At 63.7% G+C, this 22790-nt stretch carries 17 protein-coding genes and 1 tRNA gene; 16 read left to right on the forward strand and 2 right to left on the reverse strand.

Translation table 11 applies throughout. From position 1 onward, the window contains the following. Positions 1 to 186: 186 nt before the first annotated feature. On the reverse strand, positions 187 to 1323 hold the full coding sequence (locus tag AABA86_RS30335) for an alpha-hydroxy acid oxidase (protein WP_338309415.1): 1137 nt from the start codon (positions 1321 to 1323) through the stop codon (positions 187 to 189). A 117-nt stretch (positions 1324 to 1440) separates the two neighbouring features. On the opposite strand from AABA86_RS30335, the gene AABA86_RS30340 reads away from it, so the two are divergent. The 12 genes from AABA86_RS30340 (at position 1441) to AABA86_RS30395 (ending at position 14733) form a co-directional block, all read left to right on the forward strand. Continuing rightward, positions 1441 to 1608, forward strand: coding sequence for a hypothetical protein (locus tag AABA86_RS30340; protein WP_212248359.1), 168 nt, complete (start codon positions 1441 to 1443; stop codon positions 1606 to 1608). 222 nt (positions 1609 to 1830) lie between these two features. Next, positions 1831 to 3174, forward strand: coding sequence for a phosphoglucosamine mutase (gene glmM / locus AABA86_RS30345; RefSeq protein ID WP_212248358.1), 1344 nt, complete (start codon positions 1831 to 1833; stop codon positions 3172 to 3174). Positions 3175 to 3414: 240 nt separating this feature from the next. Next, positions 3415 to 4662: an MFS transporter gene (locus tag AABA86_RS30350; RefSeq protein ID WP_338309418.1), complete on the forward strand. Its 1248-nt coding sequence runs from the start codon at positions 3415 to 3417 to the stop codon at positions 4660 to 4662. A gap of 226 nt (positions 4663 to 4888) precedes the next feature. Next, the gene (locus tag AABA86_RS30355) at positions 4889 to 5740 is read left to right on the forward strand and encodes an outer membrane protein (RefSeq protein WP_246550245.1); all 852 of its coding nucleotides are present in this window, start codon (positions 4889 to 4891) and stop codon (positions 5738 to 5740) included. 168 nt (positions 5741 to 5908) lie between these two features. Next, complete coding sequence (locus AABA86_RS30360) at positions 5909 to 6775, forward strand: outer membrane protein (protein ID WP_338309419.1); 867 nt, start codon at positions 5909 to 5911, stop codon at positions 6773 to 6775. Between the two features lie 72 nt (positions 6776 to 6847). Next, positions 6848 to 7438: a glutathione S-transferase family protein gene (locus tag AABA86_RS30365; RefSeq protein WP_338309420.1), complete on the forward strand. Its 591-nt coding sequence runs from the start codon at positions 6848 to 6850 to the stop codon at positions 7436 to 7438. Between the two features lie 17 nt (positions 7439 to 7455). Beyond that, on the forward strand, positions 7456 to 7920 hold the full coding sequence (locus tag AABA86_RS30370; RefSeq protein ID WP_338309421.1) for a GNAT family N-acetyltransferase: 465 nt from the start codon (positions 7456 to 7458) through the stop codon (positions 7918 to 7920). A 173-nt stretch (positions 7921 to 8093) separates the two neighbouring features. Further along, positions 8094 to 8285, forward strand: a complete 192-nt coding sequence (locus AABA86_RS30375) for a hypothetical protein (RefSeq protein ID WP_246550243.1) — start codon at positions 8094 to 8096, stop codon at positions 8283 to 8285. Between the two features lie 81 nt (positions 8286 to 8366). Next, positions 8367 to 9539: a phosphoserine transaminase gene (locus AABA86_RS30380; RefSeq protein ID WP_212248352.1), complete on the forward strand. Its 1173-nt coding sequence runs from the start codon at positions 8367 to 8369 to the stop codon at positions 9537 to 9539. 115 nt (positions 9540 to 9654) lie between these two features. Then, the gene (gene serA, locus AABA86_RS30385; protein WP_212248351.1) at positions 9655 to 11244 is read left to right on the forward strand and encodes a phosphoglycerate dehydrogenase; all 1590 of its coding nucleotides are present in this window, start codon (positions 9655 to 9657) and stop codon (positions 11242 to 11244) included. A 141-nt stretch (positions 11245 to 11385) separates the two neighbouring features. Further along, positions 11386 to 12558 (forward strand): thiolase family protein, encoded by a 1173-nt coding sequence (locus AABA86_RS30390; RefSeq protein WP_212248350.1) that lies wholly within the window; start codon positions 11386 to 11388, stop codon positions 12556 to 12558. A 201-nt stretch (positions 12559 to 12759) separates the two neighbouring features. Beyond that, positions 12760 to 14733, forward strand: coding sequence for a methyl-accepting chemotaxis protein (locus tag AABA86_RS30395; RefSeq protein WP_338309422.1), 1974 nt, complete (start codon positions 12760 to 12762; stop codon positions 14731 to 14733). 75 nt (positions 14734 to 14808) lie between these two features. Here the strand turns inward: AABA86_RS30395 and AABA86_RS30400 are convergent, their stop codons facing one another. After that, positions 14809 to 18276 carry a PAS domain-containing protein gene (locus tag AABA86_RS30400; protein ID WP_338309423.1) on the reverse strand — a complete coding sequence of 1156 codons (3468 nt, stop codon included), beginning with the start codon at positions 18274 to 18276 and terminating at the stop codon, positions 14809 to 14811. 584 nt (positions 18277 to 18860) lie between these two features. Here AABA86_RS30400 and AABA86_RS30405 point away from each other — a divergent pair. From AABA86_RS30405 to AABA86_RS30420, 4 genes are all read left to right on the forward strand, one after another. Next, positions 18861 to 19295, forward strand: a complete 435-nt coding sequence (locus AABA86_RS30405) for a phasin (protein WP_028140510.1) — start codon at positions 18861 to 18863, stop codon at positions 19293 to 19295. Positions 19296 to 19491: 196 nt separating this feature from the next. Next, positions 19492 to 19568 (forward strand) — tRNA-His (locus AABA86_RS30410). A gap of 83 nt (positions 19569 to 19651) precedes the next feature. After that, complete coding sequence (locus AABA86_RS30415) at positions 19652 to 21277, forward strand: hypothetical protein (protein ID WP_338309424.1); 1626 nt, start codon at positions 19652 to 19654, stop codon at positions 21275 to 21277. A gap of 80 nt (positions 21278 to 21357) precedes the next feature. After that, positions 21358 to 22776: a hypothetical protein gene (locus AABA86_RS30420; protein ID WP_338309425.1), complete on the forward strand. Its 1419-nt coding sequence runs from the start codon at positions 21358 to 21360 to the stop codon at positions 22774 to 22776. The last annotated feature ends 14 nt before the right edge of the window (positions 22777 to 22790 follow it).

Below are 22790 nucleotides of genomic sequence, written 5' to 3' on the forward strand. Positions count from 1 at the left end.
CCGGGACCCATAACCACAGTGAGAAGTCGTTGAGCGAAGCAGGTCACTCCGAGTCCCCATAACCACGCCCGCTTGTGGCTATGGGTCCCGGATCGGCGCTACGCTCTCGACAACGCTGCGCATTGTCGAGGGCTACGCTTGTCCGGGACGACAGCGGTGGAAGCCGGCTTTCTCGCCTCAAAGCCGTCACATCGCGATGACATGATCGTCGATCTCGTCGATCCTGTTGACGCCGCACAGGCCCATGGTGGTGAGCAGCTCTTTCTGGATGATGTCGATCGCCTTGGCGACGCCGGCCTGGCCGCCGGCCCCTAAGCCGTAGGCATAAGCGCGGCCGAGCATGCAGGATTTTGCGCCGAGCGCGAGCGCGCGCATCACGTCCTGGCCGGAGCGGATGCCGCCGTCGAACATGATCTCCATCCTGTCACCGACCGCGTCGGCGATCTCGGGCAGTACCTCGATCGAGGACGGTGCACCGTCGAGCTGCCGGCCGCCATGGTTGGAGACGACCAGCGCCTGCGCGCCGGTCTTGGCGGCTTCCTCGGCGTCCTCGACGTCGAGGATGCCCTTGATGACGAGCTTGCCCGGCCAGATGCTGCGGACCCACTCGACGTCCTTCCAGTTCAGCGACGTGTCGAACTGCGAGGCCGTCCACTCGGCAAGGCGATTGAGATCCTCGGTGTTCTTCACGTGGCCGGCGATGTTGCCGAAGGTGCGGCGCTTGCCTTGCAGCACGCCGGAGACCCAGGTGGGCTTGCTGGCGAAATCCAGCAGCTTCGACAGCGACCACTCGGGGGGCACCGTCATGCCGTTCTTGATGTCGGCGTGGCGCTGGCCAATCACCTGGAGGTCCACGGTGAGCACCAGCGCGCTGCACTTGGCCGCCATCGCGCGCTGGATCAATTCCTTGATGAAGCCGCGGTCCTTCATGACGTAGAGCTGGAACCAGAACGGCTTCTCGACATTGGCGGCGATGTCCTCGATCGAGCAGATCGACATGGTCGATTGCGTGAACGGGATACCGGCGGCCTGCGCTGCGCGGCAGGCATGAATTTCGCCGTCGCCATGCTGCATGCCGAGCAGGCCGACGGGCGCGAGCATCAGCGGCATGGTCGAGGGCTCGCCGAGGATCGTGGTCGAGGTGTCGCGCTTGGAGACGTCGACCAGGATGCGCTGGCGGAACTTGATCGCCTGCATATCCTCGCGGTTGGCGCGCAGCGTCTCCTCGGCATAGGAGCCGCGATCGCAATAGTCGAAGAACGCCTTCGGCACGCGGCGCTTATGCAGCGTGCGAAGATCGTCGATACAGGTGATATGTTTCATGATCGTTTCCCCGGCCCGTCTTGTACCAAGAGTCTTGCATCGGAAGATTTCGGGGTCATCTAGCATGGTTGGATGCACAGCCAAATCCGTTTGCAGACCGTTTTGCAGGAGGTCGCCATGACGAGGCCGCACGCTGGACCTTCGCCGGAAGAGATCAAGGAGAAGCGCGATCTCGAGGAAGCCCTGGAAGAGGGGCTGGAAGAGACCTTTCCGGGCTCCGATCCCGTCAACGTCACCCAGCCGGCGCCGAGCCGCGGGGATGGCCACGTGAAGCGCAGCGATTAAAACGGGTTCCACCCTGTTCCGGCGCCACGGGCAGGAAATATAATGTTAACAAGACGTTATCGGAGCGGGCGGCGCCCCGGTTCCGTAATGATTCATTATATTTTTTGAAGCCAAGTTAGCCTCGCAGGCATTATAAGACGCCTAGCAAATCAGGGATGCGGGCCCCGTTCGGGCAGCCCGTGGTTGTCAAGGGGATCCCCTGGTTGTTGCTTGGGGGACGATATGAGCCGCAAATATTTCGGGACGGACGGGATTCGGGGCCGCGCCAACGGACTGATCACGCCGGAACTCGCGCTCAAGGTCGGCCAGGCCGCAGGCCTCGCGTTTCAGCGCGGGGACCACCGCCACCGGGTCGTGATCGGCAAGGACACCCGGCTGTCCGGCTACATGATCGAATACGCGATGGTCGCCGGCTTCACCTCGGTCGGCATGGACGTGCTGCTGGTCGGCCCGATGCCGACGCCGGCGGTTGCGATGCTGACCAAGTCGATGCGCGCCGATCTCGGCGTCATGATCTCGGCCTCGCACAATCTGTTCGAGGACAATGGCATCAAGCTGTTCGGCCCGCAGGGCTTCAAGCTCTCCGACGACGTCGAGAGGCAGATCGAGCAGCTGCTCGACGAACCCATCGACAAGCGGCTGGCGCAGAGCGCGAGCCTCGGCCGCGCCCGCCGTATCGACGGCGTGCATGACCGCTACATCGAATTCGCCAAGCGTACGCTGCCGCGCGACCTCTCGCTCGACGGCCTGCGCGTCGTGATCGATTGCGCCAACGGTGCCGCCTACAAGGTGGTGCCGGAAGCGCTGTGGGAATTGGGCGCCGACGTCGTGCCGATCGGCGTCGAGCCCGACGGCTTCAACATCAACAAGGATTGCGGCTCGACGTCGCCGGAAGCACTGTCGCGGAAGGTGCGTGAGATGCGCGCCGACATCGGCATCGCGCTCGACGGCGACGCCGATCGCGTCATCCTGGTCGACGAGCGCGGTCATGTGGTCGACGGCGACCAGCTGCTCGCGGTGATCGCGCAGAGCTGGAAGGAAGACGGCCGCCTGTCGCGTCCCGGCATCGTCGCCACCGTGATGTCCAATCTCGGGCTCGAGCGCTTCCTGAAGGAACAGGGGCTCGATCTCGTACGCACGCCGGTCGGCGACCGCTACGTGCTCGAGCAGATGCTGAATGGCGGCTACAATCTCGGCGGCGAGCAGTCGGGTCACATCATCCTGTCCGACTACGCCACCACCGGCGACGGTTTTGTCGCCGCGCTGCAAGTGCTCGCGGTGGTGCAGAAGCTGCGCCGGCCCGTGTCGGAGGTCTGCCACCGCTTCGATCCGCTGCCGCAGATCCTCAAGAACGTCCGCCACAAGGGCGGCAAGCCGCTCGACGATTCCGACGTTAAATCGGCGATCTCCGACGGCGAGAGACGGCTCAACGGCCACGGCCGCCTGTTGATCCGCTCCTCCGGCACCGAGCCTGTGATCCGCGTCATGGGCGAGGGCGAAGACCGCGTCCTGGTCGAGGACGTCGTCGACATCATCGTCTCCGCGCTCGGGCAGGCTGCGGCGTAAGGTCTTTCAAGCACGAATATCGTAGGGTGGGCAAAGCGACAGCGTGCCCACGCTTCTGGCACCATATCGGAAAGATGGCGGGCACGGCGCAAGGGCGCCTTTGCCCACCCTCCGATATCGGACTCGCGGGGAGGGTAAGACCCGCGCATTCCAGCCATTTGCGATTGACGGTGGTTCCATCGCCGCTTGCATCGTAATGAGCGGATGCGGCGGTTCGCCGCGCCGGCCGGGACCGCTGCATTGAACAAGCCTGTCGTCGTCTCCGAGGAAACGCTGACCGAGCCCGTCGTCGTCGCCGACGTGGCACCCGCCGCCAAAGCGGCAGGGCCGGCCTATGTCGTGCTCGCCGGCATCAGCTTCTCGCACTTCCTCAACGACACCATGCAGTCGCTGATCGCCTCGGTGTATCCGATCCTGAAGGATACCTACGCGCTCGACTTCGCGCAGATCGGCATGATCACGCTCGCCTTCCAGTTCACGGCCTCGCTGCTGCAGCCGGTGGTCGGGCATTACACCGACAAGAAGGCACAGCCCTATTCGCTGGCGATCGGGATGGCCTCGACCTTCTTCGGCCTCTTGCTGCTCAGTGCCGCGCACCAATATCTCGTCATCCTCGTTGCCGCCGCGCTGGTCGGTCTCGGCTCGGCGGTGTTTCACCCCGAATCCGCGCGCATCGCGCGGCTCGCCTCCGGTGGCCGCTACGGTTTTGCACAATCGGTGTTCCAGCTCGGCGGCAGTTTCGGCACCTCGATGGGGCCGGTGCTGGCGGCTCTCATCGTGGTGCCGTTCGGGCAGGGCAGCATCGCCTGGTTCTCCTCGATCGCGTTCCTCGCGATCCTCATCCTCTGGCGCATCGGCCGCTGGTACGCGCCGCAGATCAAGGCGAAGAAGACGGCGGCGGTGCAGGCCCATCCCGACGCGCCGAGCTCGCGCCGCGTCGCCGTCGCGCTGCTCGTGCTGGTCGCGCTGCTGTTCTCCAAGCAGCTCTACGTCTCGAGCCTGTCGAGCTACTACATCTTCTACCTGATCGATCGGTTCGGCGTGTCGACGCAGGCAGCGCAGATCTATCTCTTCATCTTCCTCGCGGCGAACGCGGTCGGCGCGTTTCTGGGCGGTCCCTTGGGCGATCGCTTCGGGCGCAAGATCGTGATCTGGATCTCGATCCTGGGCGCGCTGCCGTTCACGCTGGCACTGCCCTATGCCGGACTCGTCGGCAGCGCGGTGCTGTCAGTCATCATCGGCCTGATCATCTCTTCGACGACGTCGTCGATCATCGTGTTCGCGCAGGAGTTGGTGCCGCACAGATTCGGCATGATCTCCGGCGTGTTCTTCGGCGTCGCCTTCGGCATCGGGGGCCTGGGCGCCGCCGTGCTCGGCACGCTCGCCGACCACACCTCGATCGAGTTCGTCTACCAGGTCTGCGCCTGGTTGCCCGCGATTGGGCTGCTTGCAGTGTTCCTGCCCAAGCTGCCGCGGCACGCGCGTTAACGTTTCCTCTCTCGCCGCACCGCACTTTCACACATCGTTAGCAATTGCGGCGCGAGGCGCTGCAATTTTGCAACGCTTTGCGTCCATGCGCGCGAGCAGTCAGGAAAAATCAACCTTAAAAATTAGGGTTAAGTGGCGCTTAAACATTTGCTGGCATCGTCCGCTCCGTGAGTTTCCAGAACGTGAGGCCTGTGTATTTGCCTCACCGGCCAAAAGGACGAAGCCAATGCGTAGCGTTAAGTCTCTCCTTGCCGCGGGTGCGGCAACCCTGATCTCGTCGATGGCGTTTGCTGCCGATATGCCGATCGCCGCTCCCCCTCCCATGTACGCGCCGCCCGCCCCGCCCGCCGACTTCGGTGGCTGGTATCTGCGCGGCGACATCGGCTTCAGCAATCAGAAGACGAGCGACCTGCACTACGGCCGCGAGTCGGCCTACTCGCAGCTCACCTCGTTTGATCAGAAGACTTCGTTCGATGCGGCCGGCATCTACGGCGTCGGCGTCGGCTACCGGTTCAACAATTGGTTCCGTGCCGACGTGACCGGGCAGTATCGCGGCAATTCGAATTTCAAGGGCACCGATCGTTTCACCGGGACCGCGGGCGGCGTGCCGTACAGCGGCATCGACAATTACAGCGCAAGCAAGTCCGAATGGCTGGTCTTGGCCAACGCGTACGTTGATCTGGGCACCTGGTGGTGCATCACGCCGTTCATCGGCGCCGGCGTCGGCGGTGCACGCGTTTCGATCGCGAACTTCACCGACACGGGCATCAACAACCTCGCCGTCGGAAATACCAGCTTCGCGAGCGCGCCGACCGGCTCGAAGTGGAATTTCGCCTGGGCGGCCCATGCCGGTCTTGCCTATAAGGTCAATCCCAATCTCGTCCTCGAACTCGCCTACAGCTATGTCGACCTGGGCCCCGGACAAACCGGTGTCCTGTCGGACTACACCGGTGGGACCACGGGCAACGTCTTCAAGTTTAAGGATATCACCTCGCACGACCTGAAGCTCGGCGTGCGCTGGAATCTCGACAGTGCGCCGGCCTACATGCCGCCGCCGCCGCTCGTCACCAAGGGCTGATCGATATCTCGATCGGTTAGGACTTCTTAACGGCGCGGGATCATCCCGCGCCGTTTTGCTTTGCGTATTTTTCATGGCGAGTGGCGACGAAGGCGTCCGACGCAACCATTGGTTAAGGTTAACGAGCCATGATCACGAGCGAAAGTTCGAGTTCGATGGAGCGTTGCGATGCGTGGGCTTTTGTTGGCAGCGGTGATGTTGGGGACGGTGTCTGCCGCGCACGCGGCCGATATGCCGGATCTGCCGATCCTGCGCGGCGGCTTTACCGACGGTCTGTCGAAGTCCTCGGTCAATTGGGATGGCTTCTACGTCGGCGGTCAGTGGGGTTTCGTCACCTCCGAGATCGACTTCAGCCGCGCCCCCAAGTCGATGACGGATTTCATGCTGCGCGATAGCGTCCTGCAGGCACCGGTTGGAGGATGGTCGCTACTGCCGAAGAACCACGTCCAGACCACGGGGTTCGGTGCCTTTGTTGGTCGGAATTGGCAGTTCTATGACGCCGTGATGGGCGTCGAAGCCAACTACAGCTACATGAACAATTTGGGTTCGTCGGCCAGCGACTCGATGGGCCGGATTATTCCAGGCGAGACGGCGCCCACGGGCACCTACACGTACGATACAACTCTGGGCGGAGGCGCGTCGCTGCAGCTCAAGGACTACGCGACCTTCCGCGGTCGTGTCGGATGGTCGGGTGGAGACTTCATGCCTTATGCGTTCGGCGGCCTTGCCATCGGGCGTGCCGAAGTCTCGCGCTATGCCACCGTTTCCTGGCAGAAGTGGTGGGACTATGACCAGACGGTAGCCGGCGTCACGACACACCAGCACGTTACGGTCGGCCCTCCTGTCTCGCTCTCCCAGACCGAGGCACGCACCAATAGCTTTATCTACGGTTGGACCGCCGGCTTGGGCATTGAGTATATGCTCTGGGATTGCTTGTTCCTGCGCGGCGAATGGGAGCACGTCGGGTTCTCGAACGCCAAGAACATCTCCGTCAGTCTGAACAATTTTCGCGTCGGCGCCGGCTACAAGTTCTAGGTCCGTGTCTGCGGCCGGTTGACACGGCTGCGTCGTCCTGATGCTCTGTCGCCCCAAAGTGGGGCGGCAGCGATGAAGATCTACGGCGACAGCAATTCCGGCAATTGCCTGAAGGTGAAGTGGGTCTGCGACAAGCTCGCATTGCCGTACCACTGGATCGAGATCGACACCCGCAAGGGCGAGACGCGCACGCCGCAATTCCTCGAGATGAACGGCGCCGGCCAGGTGCCCACTGTCGCCTTCGACGACGGCCGCACGCTGGCACAGTCCAATGCCATCATCCGCTATCTCGCCCGCGACAGCGCGCTCGTTCCGCGCGATGCCTTCACTGCGGCCAAGATGGACGAATGGCTGTTCTGGGAACAGTACAGCCACGAGCCTTATGTCGCGGTGTGCCGCTTCCTCCTCGTTTATCTCGGCAAGGACGCATCCGAGCTCGACCCTGAGAAGGTCAAGCGCGGCTATGCGGCGCTCGACCGCATGGAGCAGCATCTTTCGGCCAATCGCTTCTTCGCCGGTGAAGAGGTTTCCCTCGCGGACGTCTCGCTGCTCGCCTATACCCGCGTGGCGCATGAGGGCGGCTTCGATCTCGGCCGGTACGCTTCGCTTCGCCGCTGGATTGGCGAGGTCGAAGCGTTTCTCGGCCTGCCGCCGGCGCGCTGAGGTTGGAGTTGTCTGACATGAACGCCGAATCCGTCTCCATTCGCCGCGCGCGCCGCGACGACGTTCCAGCGATCGTGGTGATGCTCGCCGACGATCATCTCGGCCGCGCGCGCGAACGCGTCGAGGATCCGTTGCCTGCCGCCTATTACGATGCCTTCGCGCGGGTCGAGCGCGATCCGAATCTCACGCTGGTGGTCGCCGAGAGCGAGGGCAGGGTGGTCGGCTGCCTGCAACTCGCGATCCTGCCGGGCATCAGCTCGCAAGGCGGCGTGCGCGGCCTGCTCGAAGACGTTCGCGTTGCCACTGATTGTCGCAGCCGCGGCATCGGCGAGCGGTTGGTGCAATGGGCGATCGCGGAAGCGAAGGCACGCGGCTGCAATCTGGTCGAGCTGCTGACGCATGCGAGCCGCGTCGATGCGCAGCGCTTCTACAAGCGACTCGGATTCGCAGCGAGCCACGTCGGTATGACTGTCCGCTTTTGAAGCAGCTCCTCGCGAGCCTTGCGCGATCAGCGAATTCGGATCGCGCATGCGTTCATATTAACAGCTGATAAACTACCCAGCCGTCGTTCACGTTGAACCGGGAACGAACGGTGCTAGGGCAACGTCAGACACCGGGCTCTGTCGGTTCGGGGATTTCGATGACAAGCTATTCAATGATCAAGGTCGGCAACGACTACGTCGTGCAGGCCAATGACAAGTGCATTTTGAAAGTCGGCAGCCGCCGCCGGGCCGCGCAATTGATCAGTGAGGCCACGGACTTGCTCAATGCGCTCGCGGTGGTCGAATCCCCTGATATCGCACCGGAAGCACCATCACGCCGCCGTGAGGCGCCGGAACTTCCTTGACGACTCTTCCTGTTTCCCGTATCAGCCGCGGCGGGACACCTCCCCCCAACGGGAGGCTGACTATCTGGAAGGGTAGATATTATGACTGTAGCGAAGCCCGCTTCGCGGCCGAACGTGCCGCATTTCTCCTCCGGCCCCTGCGCCAAGCGCCCCGGCTGGAACGCCCAAAATCTCAAGGACGCAGCGCTCGGCCGTTCGCATCGCGCGAAGGTCGGCAAGACCAAGCTCAAGCTCGCGATCGATCTGACGCGCGAAGTGCTCGAGGTGCCCGCCGATTATCGCATCGGCATTGTGCCGGCCTCCGATACCGGCGCGGTCGAGATGGCGCTGTGGTCGCTGCTCGGTGCGCGACCCGTCACCACGCTCGCCTGGGAATCCTTCGGCGAGGGCTGGGTCAGCGACATCGTCAAGGAATTGAAGCTCAAGGACGTCACCAAGCTCAACGCAGCCTATGGTGAGATCCCCGACCTCTCCAAGGTCGATCCCAAGAGCGACGTCGTCTTCACCTGGAACGGCACCACGTCGGGCGTGCGCGTGCCGAACGCCGACTGGATCAGCTCTGCCCGCGAAGGCCTGACCATCTGCGACGCGACCTCGGCCGCGTTTGCGCAGCCGCTGGACTGGGCCAAGCTCGATGTCGTCACCTTCTCCTGGCAGAAGGCGCTCGGCGGCGAAGCTGCCCACGGCATGCTGATCCTGTCGCCCCGCGCGGTGGAGCGGCTGGAAACCTACAAGCCGGCCTGGCCGCTGCCGAAGATCTTCCGCATGACCAAGGGCGGCAAGATCAACGAGGGCATCTTCGTCGGCGAGACCATCAACACGCCGTCGATGCTCTGCGTCGAGGATTATCTCGACGCGCTGAACTGGGCCAAGTCGATCGGCGGCCTCAAGGCGCTGATCGCGCGTGCCGATGCCAACACCAAGGTGCTCGCCGACTGGAAGGCGAAGACGCCGTGGATCGACTTCCTGGCCAAGGACGCGGCGATCCGTTCCAACACCTCGGTGTGCCTCAAGTTCACCGATCCCGCCATCACCTCGCTGTCCGAGGACGCGCAAGCCGACTTCAGCAAGAAGCTGGTGGCGCTGGTGGAGAAGGAAGGCGCCGGCTACGACTTCGCGTATTATCGCGATGCGCCGGCCGGCCTGCGCATCTGGTGCGGTGCCACTGTCGAGGCCAAGGACGTCGAGCTGCTGACGCAGTGGATCGACTGGGCTTTTGCCGAGACCAAGGCGCAACTCGCCAAGGCAGCCTAGCTTTACTTTCTCACCTCTCCCCGTTCCGACGGGGAGAGGCAGAAGTTGCTTCCGACATCATCCTGTTCCGGTCGAACGCCAACCCTTCCATCAGGGAGGGTAGAGGATCATCCCCATGACCAAACCCAAAGTTCTCATTTCCGACGCGCTCTCGCCCGCTGCCGTGCAGATCTTCAAAGACCGCGGTGTCGAGGTCGACTTCCAGCCCAATCTCGGCAAGGACAAGGACAAGCTCGCCGAGATCATCGGCAATTACGACGGCCTTGCGATCCGTTCCGCGACCAAGGCGACCGCAAAGATCCTCGACAAGGCGACCAACCTCAAGGTGATCGGCCGCGCCGGCATCGGCGTCGACAATGTCGAGATCCCCGCCGCCACGGCCAAGGGCATCATCGTGATGAACACGCCGTTCGGCAATTCGATCACGACCGCCGAGCACGCCATCACCCTGATGCTGGCGCTCGCCCGCGAGATCCCGCAAGCCGACGCCTCGACCCAGGCCGGCAAGTGGGAGAAGAACCGCTTCATGGGCGTCGAGATCACCGGCAAGGTGCTGGGCGTGGTCGGCTGCGGCAACATCGGCTCGATCGTCGCCGACCGCGCGCTCGGCCTGCGCATGAAGGTGATCGCGTTCGATCCGTTCCTGTCGCCGGAGCGCGCCAAGGACATCGGCGTCGAGAAGGTCGAGCTCGATGACCTGCTCAAGCGCGCCGATTTCATCACGCTGCACACGCCGCTGACCGAGAAGACGAAGAACATCATCGACGCTGCCGCAATCGCCAAGATGAAGAAGGGTGTGCGCCTGATCAATTGCGCGCGCGGCGGCCTGGTCGACGAGCAGGCGGTGGTCGATGCGCTCAATTCCAAGCACATCGCCGGCGCCGCCTTCGACGTCTTCGTCGAGGAGCCCGCCACCAAGAACGTGCTGTTCGGCCATCCCAACGTGATCTGCACGCCGCATCTCGGCGCCTCCACCACCGAAGCGCAGGAGAACGTCGCGCTCCAGGTCGCCGAGCAGATGTCGGACTATCTGCTGTCGGGCGCGATCTCGAACGCCGTCAACTTCCCATCGATCACGGCCGAAGAAGCGCCGAAGCTGAAGCCGTTCATCTCGCTCGCCGAGAAGCTCGGCTCGTTCGCGGGACAGCTGACCGAGAGCGGCATCCTCAAGGTGGAGATCACCTATGAGGGCCACGTCGCCGAGATGAAGATCAAGGCGATCACCTCCGCCGTGCTGTCGGGCCTGTTGCGGCCGATGCTGGGCGAGGTCAACGTCGTGTCGGCGCCGGTCGTCGCCAAGGAGCGCGGCATGGTGGTGGACGAGATCGTCCGCGCCGCCCAGAGCGACTATGAAAGCCTGATCACCGTGACCGTCACCACCGAGCGGCAGGAGCGGTCGGTCTCGGGCACCGTCTATGCCGACGGCAAGCCGCGCCTCGTCGACATCAAGGGCATCCGCGTCGATGCTGAATTCGGCAAGTCGATGATCTACGTCACCAACGAGGACAAGCCGGGCTTCATCGGCAAGTTCGCGAGCCTCTTGGGCGACGCCAAGCTCAACATCGCCACCTTCCACCTCGGCCGCGTCGCGCCCGGCAGCGATGCCATTGCCCTCGTCGAGGTCGATGGCGCGGTGCCGGCCGATCTGCTCGCCAAGGTGCAGGCGCTGCCGCAGGTCAAGCAGGCCAAGGCGCTGACGTTCTGAGATACCGACATATTCCGACCCGCGGAACAACGCCGCCTCCGTTATCGGAGGCGGCGTTTTTATTTTCCACGGCCTCCCGACTTTGTGTACCAATGGCGGCCAGGACGCTCCGTTCAAAATCGTTCGACAAGGGAGAAACACATGCGTGAAGCCGTCATCGTTTCCTATGCGCGCACGGGCCTCGCAAAATCCGGCCGCGGCGGGTTCAACATCACGCCGCCGATGTCGCTCGCTGCCCACGCCATCCAGCACGCGGTGAAGCGCGCCGGCGTCGACAAGGACTATGTCGAGGACTGCTATCTCGGCAATTGCGCCCATGGCGCGCCGAATATCGGCCGCCAGGCCGCGCTGCTCGCCGGGTTGCCGAAGACCACCGCCGGTGTCTCGGTGAACCGGTTCTGCTCCTCGGGGCTTCAGACCATCGCGATGGCTGCCAACTCGATCCGCTCCGACGGAGCCGATTGCATCGTCGCCGGCGGGGTCGAGAGCATCTCGATGCCCGGCGGCGGCACGCCGAAGGAATCGATCGATCCTGAATTGCTCAAGGTCGCGCCCGACATCTTCATGGCGATGATCGATACCGCCGACATCGTCGCCGAGCGCTACAAGCTCAGCCGCGAATATCAGGACGAGTTCTCGCTGGAATCGCAGCGCCGCATGGCGGCGTCGCAGCAGGCGGGCAAGTACAAGGACGAGATCGTCCCGATGAAGACCAAGATGAAGGTCGTCGACAAGGCGACCAAGGCGGAGAGCATCGTCGACTACGTCGTCGATCGCGACGAGTGCAACCGGCCCGAGACCACGTTGGAAGGTCTCGCCAAGCTCGAGCCGGTGAAGGGCCCCGGCAAGTTCGTCACCGCCGGCAATGCCAGCCAGCTCTCGGACGGCGCCGCCGCCGTGGTTTTGATGGAAGCCAAGGACGCCGAGAAGCGTGGCCTGAAGCCGCTCGGCCGCTTCGTCGCCTGGGCGACTGCGGGCTGCGAGCCCGACGAAATGGGCATCGGCCCCGTGTTCGCGATTCCGAAGCTGCTCAAGCGCACCGGCCTGAAGGTCGACGACATCGATCTGTGGGAGCTCAACGAAGCCTTCGCCAGCCAGTGCCTGTACTGCCGCGACCAGCTCGGCATCGATCCCGCCAAGTACAACGTCAACGGCGGCTCGATCGCGATCGGCCATCCCTTCGGCATGACCGGCGCCCGTCTCACCGGCCACCTGCTGCAGGAAGGTGCGCGCCGCAAGGCCAAGTGGGGCGTGGTGACGATGTGCATCGGCGGCGGCCAGGGCGGTGCCGGCCTGTTCGAGATCTACAGCTGATCGCTCGCTGAGCGTTGAAGGTAACCAAGCACGGCGCCATCAGCGCCGTGTTTCTTTTTTGGTGCCGCCTTGTGCATCCCGTCGTGCATAAAGGCGAGTATAATTTCAAACACACGTATTCATACGTGCCCGCAAATTAACGGAAGTTTTTATCCGTTATCGCTTCATCAACCGTATCTGCCACCACCGGGTATTCGTCAGATGCGGTTGCTCTCCCTTCGTCTCACGCACAAGATCACGGCGATCGGGGTCATCGGCGTCATCGGTGTCGTCCTGATCGGCGGCATCCATCTCTACGGCGAGAACGCGATGGCGTTCTATCGGGGCGCCGCCGAGAATGCGCGCACCATCTTCGAGCTGAACAACAGGATCGCCGTCGAGCTGCTCGAGGGACGCCGCGCCGAGAAGGACTTCCTCTTGCGCAGCGAGCCGGCCAGGGCGCAGCGCCAGGCCGAGATCAGCCAGCAGGTTTCGCTCGATATCGAGAAGCTGCGCGCCAGGATTTCAGCACTCGGCAAGCCCGAGCTGGTTGCGAGGATCGACGCGATGACCGCATCGCTGAAGACCTATCAGACCCGTTTCGCCGCGGTGGTCGAGCAGAGACAGCGGCTCGGGCTCGATGAAAAGTCCGGTCTCGAAGGCCGCTTGCGCGCCTCGGTCCACGACATCGAGACCAAGGTCGGCGAGCTCCGGAATCCGTCGCTCAAGGTGACCATGCTGATGATGCGAAGGCACGAAAAGGACTTCATGCTGCGCCGCGACGCCAAATACGGCGACGACATGAAGAAGCGCGCGGCCGAGTTTGTGACCGGCCTCGACGAGCCCTCCATTCCCGGCGATGCGAAGGCCGAGTTGCGCCAGAAGCTCGCCGACTACCAGCGTGATTTCTTCGCCTGGATGGAGACCGCGCTGACTCTGGCGAGCGAACTCAAGGCGATGTCGGAGGCCTTCTCCGCGGTCGAGCCCGTCATCGAGCAGGTGTCGAAATCGGTCGACCAGATCCGAGCCGAAGCCGACCGGCTGAACGATGCCCAGCGCGACAGCATCCAATGGTGGATCGGCGTTGCGATCGCGCTGATCGCATCCGCCGTGCTCGGCCTCGGCATCTTCATCGGCCGCTCGGTTTCCAAGCCGCTGTCGGCCATGCGCGCGGCGATGATCGAGCTCGCCAACGGCAATTTCGCCATCGTGCTGCCCGGGCTCGGCCGTCCCGACGAGATCGGCGAGATCGCCCAGGCCGTCGAGACGTTCAAGGTCAATGCCGAGCGGAAGGCGCAGGAAGAGGCGGACGAGAAGATCAGGCAGGACAAGCTCGCCGCCGAGCGCCGTCGCGCCGACATGATCAGGATGGCCGACGATTTCGAAGGCGCGATCGGCGAGATCGTCGAGACCGTGTCGTCTGCCGCCAATGAGCTCGAGGCATCGGCGACCTCGCTGACCACCACCGCCAGCCGCTCGACCGAGCTTGCCACGCTGGTCGAGGCGGCTTCCGAGGAGGCCGCGACCAACGTGCAGTCGGTGGCCTCCGCAGCGGAGGAGTTGACCGCCTCCGTCCACGAGATCAGCCGCCAGGTGCAGGCCTCCGCGCGCATGGCCGGCGAAGCCGTCAGCCAGGCCGGGCAGACCAACGACCGCGTCAGCGAATTGTCGAGGGCGGCCGCGCGCATCGGCGACGTGGTCGAGCTCATCAACGCCATCGCGGGCCAGACCAATTTGCTGGCGCTCAATGCCACCATCGAGGCCGCGCGTGCCGGCGAAGCCGGACGTGGCTTTGCGGTGGTGGCCTCGGAAGTGAAGGCGCTGGCCGAGCAGACCGCGAAGGCCACCGGCGACATCGGTCAGCAGATTTCCAGCATCCAGGTTGCGACGGAGGATTCGGTCGGCGCCATCAAGACCATCGGCGGCACCATCGAGCGGCTGTCCGAGATCTCCTCCACCATCGCTGCCGCCGTGGAAGAGCAGGGCGCCGCGACCGGCGAGATCTCGCGCAACGTCCAGAACGCGGCCGCCGGCACCACGCAGGTGAGCGCCAACATCAGCAGCGTCAGGCAGGGCGCGACCGAAACCGGCTCGGCCTCCTCACAGGTGCTCTCCGCGGCGCAGTCACTGTCGAACGACAGCAGCCGGCTGAAGCTCGAGGTCAGCAGGTTTTTGGACACCGTGCGCGCGGCGTGATGTCTGAACTCTAGCGTGCCGATGCTTCCACATCGTCCTGCCCGGGACAAGCCGGGCATGACGATGTGGCGACGCCTACGCCCCCGCCACCACCGGTGCGAACACCACTTCGATCAGCGTGCCGGAATTGGCCGCGCTCTTGATGTTGAAGCGGGCGCGGTTGGCTTCGACCAGGGCCTTGGTCAGCGACAGGCTCAGCGCCGAATTGTCGGCGGCGTCCCCGGGCGGCGGGGTGCGGAACGGCTCCATCGCGGCGGCGACTTCGCGCTCGGAGAGGCCATGGCCGGTGTCGCGGATGCGCAGCGCGATCTCGCCGCGGTCGGACAGCGCGGTGGAGACGATGACCTGGCCGCCGGCGCTGGCCAGCCGGATCGAGTTCGAGATCAGATTCATGGTGATCTGCCGCATCGCGCGCGCGTCCACTGTCACCTGCGGCAGCGCATGCGCGAGCGAGGTGCGGATGATGATGCGCTCGCGATTGGCCTGCGGCTGCATCACGGTCACGCAGGCTTCGACGAGGTCGTTGAGGTTGAGGTTGGCGAAATTGAGATCGAGCTTGCCGGTCTCGATCCGCGACAGCTCCAGCAAATCGTCGATGATCGCGATGACGCGCTCGCCGGAGGCGCGGATGTCCTTCATGTATTCGCCGTAGCGCTCGTTGCCGAGCGTGCCGAAGCGTTCGGAGATCATCACCTCGGCAAAGCCGATGATGGCGTTGAGCGGCGTGCGGATCTCGTGGCTGATCCGCGCCAGCATGTCGGCCTTGGCGTTGGCCGCGCTGTGGACGAGGTGGCGGGCCTGCGTCAGCTCGCTCTCGCCCTTCTTGCTCTGCGAGAGATCGCGGAATACGGCGAAGAAGTTCGGGCCGTCCGGCCGCGTGCGGCCCATGATCATCGCGAGCGGAAGGACGCCGCCCTTCTTCTCGCGTCCGAGCACCTCGCGGCCGTGATCGAGCAGGCTCGAAATGTCCTGGCTCTTGAGGCTCTCGAGATAGTCGGCGACGATCTGCCGGCTCTCCGGCGCGAACAGCGTCGCCAGATTCTGCTCGAGCAGGTCGGCGCCGTCATAGCCGAACAGTGCTTCCGCGCTGCGGTTGCAGGCGTGGATGTTGCCTTCGGCGTCGAACATGACGATGCCCTCGGCGGTGGTGTCGAGGATCGCGGCGAGATCCTCGGCATCGGCATCGCCGGCCGCGGAGTCGAGCTCGGGCGCGTAGGGGAAGGATTCGGCGACAACAGATTCAGTGACGATCGTCTGTGCGATCACGGGCGCCGCGACGCTGGGCGCCGCCTGCGGCAGCGCGCAGATCAGCGCATGCGCGCTCTCGCCGTCCCAGTTGATCGTGTGCAGATGCGCTTCGGTGGTCGCAAGCGGCGCTTCGCCGTTCGCGAGCGTCGCGCTGATCGTGACCGGCGTGCCGGCTTGCGAGGTGCTGCTGGCCGAGGACACGCCGGGCTCGACGTAAAGCGCATCGAGCCCACCGGCATCCTCCAGCGCGGCGATACCGGCATAGCCCAGGCGCGCGAGGAAAGCAGGGTTGGCGTAGAGCAGGCGGTCGAGCCGGTAGATCAGGATGCCCGTCGGCAACAGGTCGAGCAGGGTGCGGTCGCGCGCGCTGGCGCCGCGTGCCGGCGGCGCGGGCTCGGTCAGCCATTCGGCCGGCGCGTGGGGCGGTTCGGGCTCCGGTGCCGGCGGCTCATTGGTGATCTCCGCCACAGGCTCGGAAGCTTCGGCCGCGATCGTCTCGCGCTCGCGTTCGAGGCGTTCGGACAGTTGCCGGGCGAGCTCGTTGAATGCGCTGTTCTCGACCGGCGTCAGCGTCGGCGATCTCTGATCACTGAGTGATCTGACATCGCCGTGCGGGCGGAACGGCACGACATTCGGAGGGGTTTCGACTGGCGTTTCCACTGAAATGTCCGGATCGGTTGGGTGTGAATTCGCGTCGCTGGTGGACTCTAGCAGTTCAGGTTCGGATGTTGGCTTTGGCTCGGCTGCGGGCGGCTCGATCGGCGGAGGCGGCGCCTCCGCGACCGGCTCGGCCTCGGGCTCCGGCGCGACCCGTTCGGCAGACGGGCCGTGCTGCGCCGGCGGTTCGGCGACCGCCTCGAAGCGCCTCAGCGCTTCCAGGCGGTTGAGGCCGTCGAGATCGCGGCAGACGCCAAAGCCCTTGAAGCCGGCAAAGTTGCGCGACTGGTCGTAGACCGGCAGGCCCGCGAGCTCGACCGGCAGATGCTCGCCGCCGTCAGCTGGCCAGTTCACGGTGATCCCGGCCCAGGTGTCGTGGCTTGCTAGCGCCTCCGCGACGCGGCCATCAGGATCGAGCGAGAATTGCTCGGCGATCTCGCGCCAAAGGCGGCCGAAGCCGGCGGCGGTGCGCGCGCCGATCAGGCGGATGAATTCGTCGGAGAGAAGCACAAAGCGACCCTCTGCATCCATCTGCCAGAGGAAGCGCAGCGGATGCTGACGCGGTGCGGGCGATTCTTGGCCCGACGACTCCCGGCCAGACGATTCCTGGCCCGACGGCGGCTCGACCATGCCTGATGTGATCGGCGCAGCCTGCGGCGACACAATGGCTTGGTGCGGGTTTTCAACCGGAGTCTTTGGCGCGATGTCGGCGGTCTGGTCCGGCGTTTCGCGAGCTGGTTCTCGAACAGGCTCTTCGGCCGCGTCCTCAATCCTTGCCGAGCCCTGCGGTTCAGGCGCGGTCGTCTCGGTTGCCGTGGGCGCCTCGATCGGCTCGGCGAACGCATCGAACAACGAGATCCCGGCCGATCCGTCCTGCGCCGGTGGCGGCTCGCTCGGCGTGGCCGCGGCCTGCGGCGCAGATTCAACCGGCGTCTCGTTTGCGGCTTCCGCCGTGCTCTCTTGCACGGCCGCTGCGGGCGCAGCTTGCCTGGCCGGCTCGATCAGCGCGATCAGGCCGACATCGGCCCCTAGGCCGACCCGTTGCAGCACCATCTGGCCGATGCCGATCGGCGTTTCGACGCGGCCCTCGCGCAGCGCATCGTTGCGCGCCTGTTCGAGGCCGGCCTCGCCGAGATCGCGGAAGCCGAGCAGGGAGCGGGCGGCCTCGCTGGCGCCGACGAACAGGCCGTCGGGCGCGAACGCCGCCATCGGCATCTTCGCGTCTTCGACCAGGCGATGCAGCCGCTCGACCAGCGGCATGGTGCGCAAGGTCGCGTCCATCGCGGTGACGAGCACCGCGTGTCCGCCATCGGCAAAGTCGAGCCGGGCGCAGGCGCAGGTCATCAGCGTGCCGAACCGGGCGCCGAAGCCGCGCAGACGTTCGAGCCGCACGGTGCCATTCGCGGGCAACTGCCGGGCGAGCCGGGCAACCTGGCGGCGATGGGGGTCGGCCGGACCGAACACTTTGTCCGCGAGCGTTGCGCCGTTCGCCGCGCCGAACAGCTTTGCGCCGACCGGATTGGCCCACAGCACGCGCGTCCCGTCGATCGACCACAGCCATGTCGCGAGCTGCGAGGTCGCATGCACGGCCAGCCGGGGATCGCCCACACCTCGCAACTGGAAATCCGAACTCGTCATCCGACCGGCTGTGTCTCACGCTTGAAGCTGGCGGCTGCCGGGAATGACAGCCTTAAGAAAGGGTTAGTATCGCCCGCGCCCGCGGGCAGGTCCACGGCCCCGGTCCGCGGCGGCGGCCCTAAGCCGCGATAACCTTAATCAGCCCGAACCCGCAAGCCGCCGCCCGGTTCATCCAAGGGATTCGAGGCGAGGCGCTCTCCGCCGTCATTCCGGGGCGCGCTCAGCGCGAACCCGGAATCCATCGGGCCGCAGAGACGGTGGCGGAATGGATTCCGGGCTCGCGACTTCGTCGCGCCCCGGAATGACAGCGGGCTAGCCCGACCCACCCCACCTCAACCCCCGGTTCCCCCATACCGGAACCTCATCCTAACCTAGATTAAATTTCGCAGCGCACCCTGTTGGCGCATTGCGCTGCACAATGTTGACACGATAGGCAGCCATAATGCTGGGCGCTGGGCGAGCCATCTCTTTGTTTCGCGTTTCCAGTCTTTCGTACCCGCTCAATGTGTGACGGCCCAGACCGGGGGCCGGCGGGCGCGCCAGAAGGCTCACTCCATTTTTTTCAATTAGCGTGAGGGACAACCATGACAGGTGCGACTGATCCGTTTTCTGCCTCGATCATTCCGTTCGAGGTCCCCGAGCAGATGCGTGCGTTCGCCGAAAAGGGCGTGTCGCAGGCCCGCGAAAACTACGCCAAGTTCAAGGACGTGGCCGAGAGCCACAACGGCACCGTCGAGGCCGTGTTCACCTCGGCCAGCAAGGGCGCGAGCGAATACACCGCCAAGCTGGTGGAGTTCATGAAGGCCAACACCAGCGCCCAGCTGGACTTCGCACAGCAGCTGTTCGGCCTGAAGTCGCCGGCGGAAGCGCTGGAGCTGTGGACCGGCCACACCCGCACCCAGCTCGAGACCCTCCAGTCCCAGGCCAAGGAGCTGGTCGAGCTCACCCAGCGCGTCGCTGCCGAGACCGCCGAGCCGATCAAGGCCAGCGCCTCGAAGTTCTACAAGCCCGCCGCCTGATCTGGCCGGCCGGTTTGAATTTGAGAAACCCGGGCCGAAAAGCCCGGGTTTTGCTTTGGAAATAACGTCGCTTAGGGGACGATTTGGGGGTCTTGCGGCCTTGCCAAAAACGCCCGTTGCACCTAGTTTCCGCCCCGTCCAGCCCCCTCGGTGACCGGCCCTTTTCAGGGCGTCCCAAGGCGCGGCTCGCCAGGATGCAGTTGTAGCTCAGTTGGTTAGAGCGCCTGTCTGTGGAACAGGAGGTCGGTGGTTCGAGCCCACCCAACTGTACCATGGTTGCGGATAACCCCGTATTCTCAGAATCTTGTTGATAGACCTAACGGATTTGCGTCGCCAAAATACAAAAGGCGATACAAATGGCGTTGCGAATGGTTGCGTTGAATCGAGCTGCTGACGGTCGATGGTTTGCTCGAAAGGGCATTCCCGAGGATGTCCGCGAGGACTACCAACGTCTCTATGGGACCAAGCGTGAAGCTCATCTCAAACTCGCGGCTGGCACACCTAAGCACGAGGCTAAGGCTCGACTTGGCGAGTGGGAAGCAGAGGTCGAAACCCGCATCGCGACCCTGCGAGCCCATAGGAACGGCGAGGGGCAACCACTCACGAGGCTCAACGCAATCGCCCTCGCCGGTCGCTGGTACTTGTGGTTCGTGAAGCAGCACGAGGCGGACCCGGGCAAGCCGGGATATTGGAAGGGCCTCGGGGATATTATGGTTTGGGAGGTGCTCCGACCTCACGCGCCTGACAGCTTTGAAGAAGACCCAAGGTCTGATCCCGATTGGAATTGGGCCAAAGAGCCAGACGTACGCGAGGCGGTGAGGCCACTAATTGCGGAAGAGGCGCGAGTAGCGACATTCCTCGCCAGCGAGGGGAAAGCTTTGAACCCCTCTGCCTACGCACTCTTTGTAGACGCTGTCAGTGACAACCTATTGCCTGCCTTCTCTTTGCTGGAGAAGCGCGCAAACGGCGATTATTCACGTGACGAAACGCCCGACGCGTTCCCCGTGTTCAACGCCGGCCCTGTGCGTGCCTCGGGCGTTGGATGTTGGGAGCTCTTCGAGGCTTACGTTCACGCAGTCAAGCCTGCGCCGACTACGGTTATGCGCTGGCGGTCTGTCTTCCTCGCCATGCAACAGCATTTTGCTGAGGTGGGTGCTGATGGAATTACGGAGGACGCTGCGAGGGAATGGATACACAGCCAAATCTCTGAGGAGCGTCAGGCCAGCACCGTGCGCGAGGTGTGGTTGTCAGCGTCACGGACGGTATTTGCTTGGGCGCGCGTTCATAAGCGCATTCACCAGAATCCGTTCAAGGAAGTGAAGGTCGATGTTCCTCGCAAGGTTCAAAAGCGAGAAGACGGCCGAAGCTTCACTAACGAAGAAGCGCTCACAATCCTCAAAGCGAGCCTCACCTATCAGGAGCCCGCTACGCCCACTGAGAGAACGCGCCGTTGGGTGCCGTGGGTGTGCGCGTACTCTGGTGCTCGGTCAGGCGAGATTACTCAGTTGCGAGGCGTAGACATCGAAAAGCGCGATGGCTTTTACGTAATGAAGATTACGCCGGAGGCGGGCACTACGAAAACTGGTCAAGTGCGCGTTGTTCCGCTTCACGAACACCTAATTGCCCAAGGCTTCATCGAGATGGTCAAGCAGGTCGGGAAGGGTGCGCTTTTCTACAATGACAAGACACCACAGAAGATGAGTAGCGATCCGCTGAAGCCGTCGCGTCCTCGTGCAGCCACAGCGCGTGCTCATCTCGGAACTTGGGTGCGTGAACTCGGTGTTGATGATCCCGACATCAGCCCCAATCATTCGTGGCGTCACCTCTTCAAACGGATTGGCGATGAGGTTGGGATATCCGAGAGGATCAACGATGCCATCACCGGGCATGCCCCGCCGACTGAAGGCCGGAAGTATGGGCCGCCGAAGGTTGCTTCGATGGCGGAGGCTTTGAAGAAGTTCCCGCGATATAAGCTGGATTGAGTGTTTGCCCAGGGGCCATCGCATGGCAAGCCGCGAGCGGAAGCCTCTCAGCGACACCGCGTTCGGTAGAGTGAATAACGATGATTGATGACGACAATGAAGACGACCTCCTCGTTGAGTATCGCGGATGGGAACCAAAGACACCACGGGCCGAGCGTGGAGCGCTTCGAGACGCACCGCTGGCGACATTGACTGCGACACCTGCCACCGAGCAGGCACGTGCGCTTGTAGCGGAGTTGGTCAAGCGCTATCCCCGGCCGCTACCCGCGCAGGGCCGTATCTATGCACGTGACAAGACTTTGGCGTCTTATCAGACCGCAGCGGCTGCGTTCCTCGCTGACCTACTTGACGCAATCCGACGCGGCCGCAGTGAAGGTTGGCTGAGATGTTCGCAGCGAAAGACTGACTACTCCGGTCAGATTGTCACTTGGCGTATGTTCGACGGTGTTCGGACATCGTGGCAGGAGGCGGGGTTGCTGGATCACAAGCCGGGTTATGACGGCAGCCGGGCGATGGGCAACCCTGGGCCGCCCCGAGGCATGCTCACACGCTACCGAGCCACACAGCCCCTGCAGGCGCTTTGTGCCGAGCACGGAGTGACACCGCAGAACGTCCGGGAGCATTTCAAGTTCGTGCCGGTGATGCCCGCCGAGTTGGTCCAACTCACGAAGCCGCACCATAAGACACCTGAGACACCCACCGTCCACCGGCTCCGTGCAGATGTCGCTGCGCTGAACGCTTTCATGCAACAGCACACGCTCACACATCCAACAGATGAGATCATCCATCTTGGCTGGGTTCGCAAGTTTCACAAGGCCGAGAACCTTGCAAGGTATCGCTGGGACAAGGGTGGCCGCCTGTACTCGTATCCGCAAGACGCGGGCTGCTATCAGCAGATTCAGGAAGACAAACGGGTCCAGATGCGGATCGATGGCGAAGCGGTGGCGGAGGTCGATATCTCATCGTCGTATCTCACCATCTTCTACGCTTGGATCGGTCAGCCGCTCGACACAGACGCGGACGCCTATGGGGATGTCCTTGGTCCCACCAAGCTGGACAGAGTGGTGACCAAGTTCTTCATCAACTACCACTTCGGGAACGGTGACTTCCTCGCGGCGTGGCGCTCGGGTGTGGTAGCGGATGTCAGGAAGATTCTGAAGAAGAAGGGCATTGCACCCGAAGAGTTCAACCCAAAGCGCTACAATCTTCGCGACGTGCGGAGGCGTGTTCTTGAAAGCCATCCACTGCTTGAGCGCTGGGGTCACCCCATCGGTGGCCGTGCTCGGGATTGGAGCGACCTGATGTTTGCGGAGAGCGAGGTCGTGATCGGCAGTATGAAGGAACTGATGGCGCAGGGCGTGCCAAGCCTACCGGTACACGACAGCCTGATCGTACCAGCTTCACATCAAGCCCTGGCTGAGAAGACGATCACCCGTCAGTTTCAGACCCGTCTTGGGGTCAGTCCCAGCTTAGATGTCACCCATCTATGGGACTTCTAACGGGTGGAGAATAT

The sequence above is a fragment of the Bradyrhizobium sp. TM233 genome, from assembly GCF_036247965.1.
GTDB classification, from domain to species: domain Bacteria; phylum Pseudomonadota; class Alphaproteobacteria; order Rhizobiales; family Xanthobacteraceae; genus Bradyrhizobium; species Bradyrhizobium ottawaense.

Excerpts from the sequence above, each read along its gene's own strand:
- AABA86_RS30380 (WP_212248352.1), top strand. The coding sequence starts at position 8,367 with ATGACTGTAGCGAAGCCCGCTTCGCGGCCGAACGTGCCGCATTTCTCC.
- AABA86_RS30375 (WP_246550243.1), top strand. The coding sequence starts at position 8,094 with ATGATCAAGGTCGGCAACGACTACGTCGTGCAGGCCAATGACAAGTGC.
- AABA86_RS30390 (WP_212248350.1), top strand. The coding sequence starts at position 11,386 with ATGCGTGAAGCCGTCATCGTTTCCTATGCGCGCACGGGCCTCGCAAAA.
- AABA86_RS30365 (WP_338309420.1), top strand. The coding sequence starts at position 6,848 with ATGAAGATCTACGGCGACAGCAATTCCGGCAATTGCCTGAAGGTGAAG.
- AABA86_RS30395 (WP_338309422.1), top strand. The coding sequence starts at position 12,760 with ATGCGGTTGCTCTCCCTTCGTCTCACGCACAAGATCACGGCGATCGGG.
- AABA86_RS30340 (WP_212248359.1), top strand. The coding sequence starts at position 1,441 with ATGACGAGGCCGCACGCTGGACCTTCGCCGGAAGAGATCAAGGAGAAG.
- AABA86_RS30370 (WP_338309421.1), top strand. The coding sequence starts at position 7,456 with ATGAACGCCGAATCCGTCTCCATTCGCCGCGCGCGCCGCGACGACGTT.
- AABA86_RS30405 (WP_028140510.1), top strand. The coding sequence starts at position 18,861 with ATGACAGGTGCGACTGATCCGTTTTCTGCCTCGATCATTCCGTTCGAG.
- AABA86_RS30420 (WP_338309425.1), top strand. The coding sequence starts at position 21,358 with ATGATTGATGACGACAATGAAGACGACCTCCTCGTTGAGTATCGCGGA.
- AABA86_RS30360 (WP_338309419.1), top strand. The coding sequence starts at position 5,909 with ATGCGTGGGCTTTTGTTGGCAGCGGTGATGTTGGGGACGGTGTCTGCC.
- AABA86_RS30400 (WP_338309423.1), bottom strand. The coding sequence starts at position 18,276 with ATGACGAGTTCGGATTTCCAGTTGCGAGGTGTGGGCGATCCCCGGCTG.
- AABA86_RS30415 (WP_338309424.1), top strand. The coding sequence starts at position 19,652 with ATGGCGTTGCGAATGGTTGCGTTGAATCGAGCTGCTGACGGTCGATGG.
- AABA86_RS30355 (WP_246550245.1), top strand. The coding sequence starts at position 4,889 with ATGCGTAGCGTTAAGTCTCTCCTTGCCGCGGGTGCGGCAACCCTGATC.
- glmM (WP_212248358.1), top strand. The coding sequence starts at position 1,831 with ATGAGCCGCAAATATTTCGGGACGGACGGGATTCGGGGCCGCGCCAAC.
- AABA86_RS30335 (WP_338309415.1), bottom strand. The coding sequence starts at position 1,323 with ATGAAACATATCACCTGTATCGACGATCTTCGCACGCTGCATAAGCGC.
- serA (WP_212248351.1), top strand. The coding sequence starts at position 9,655 with ATGACCAAACCCAAAGTTCTCATTTCCGACGCGCTCTCGCCCGCTGCC.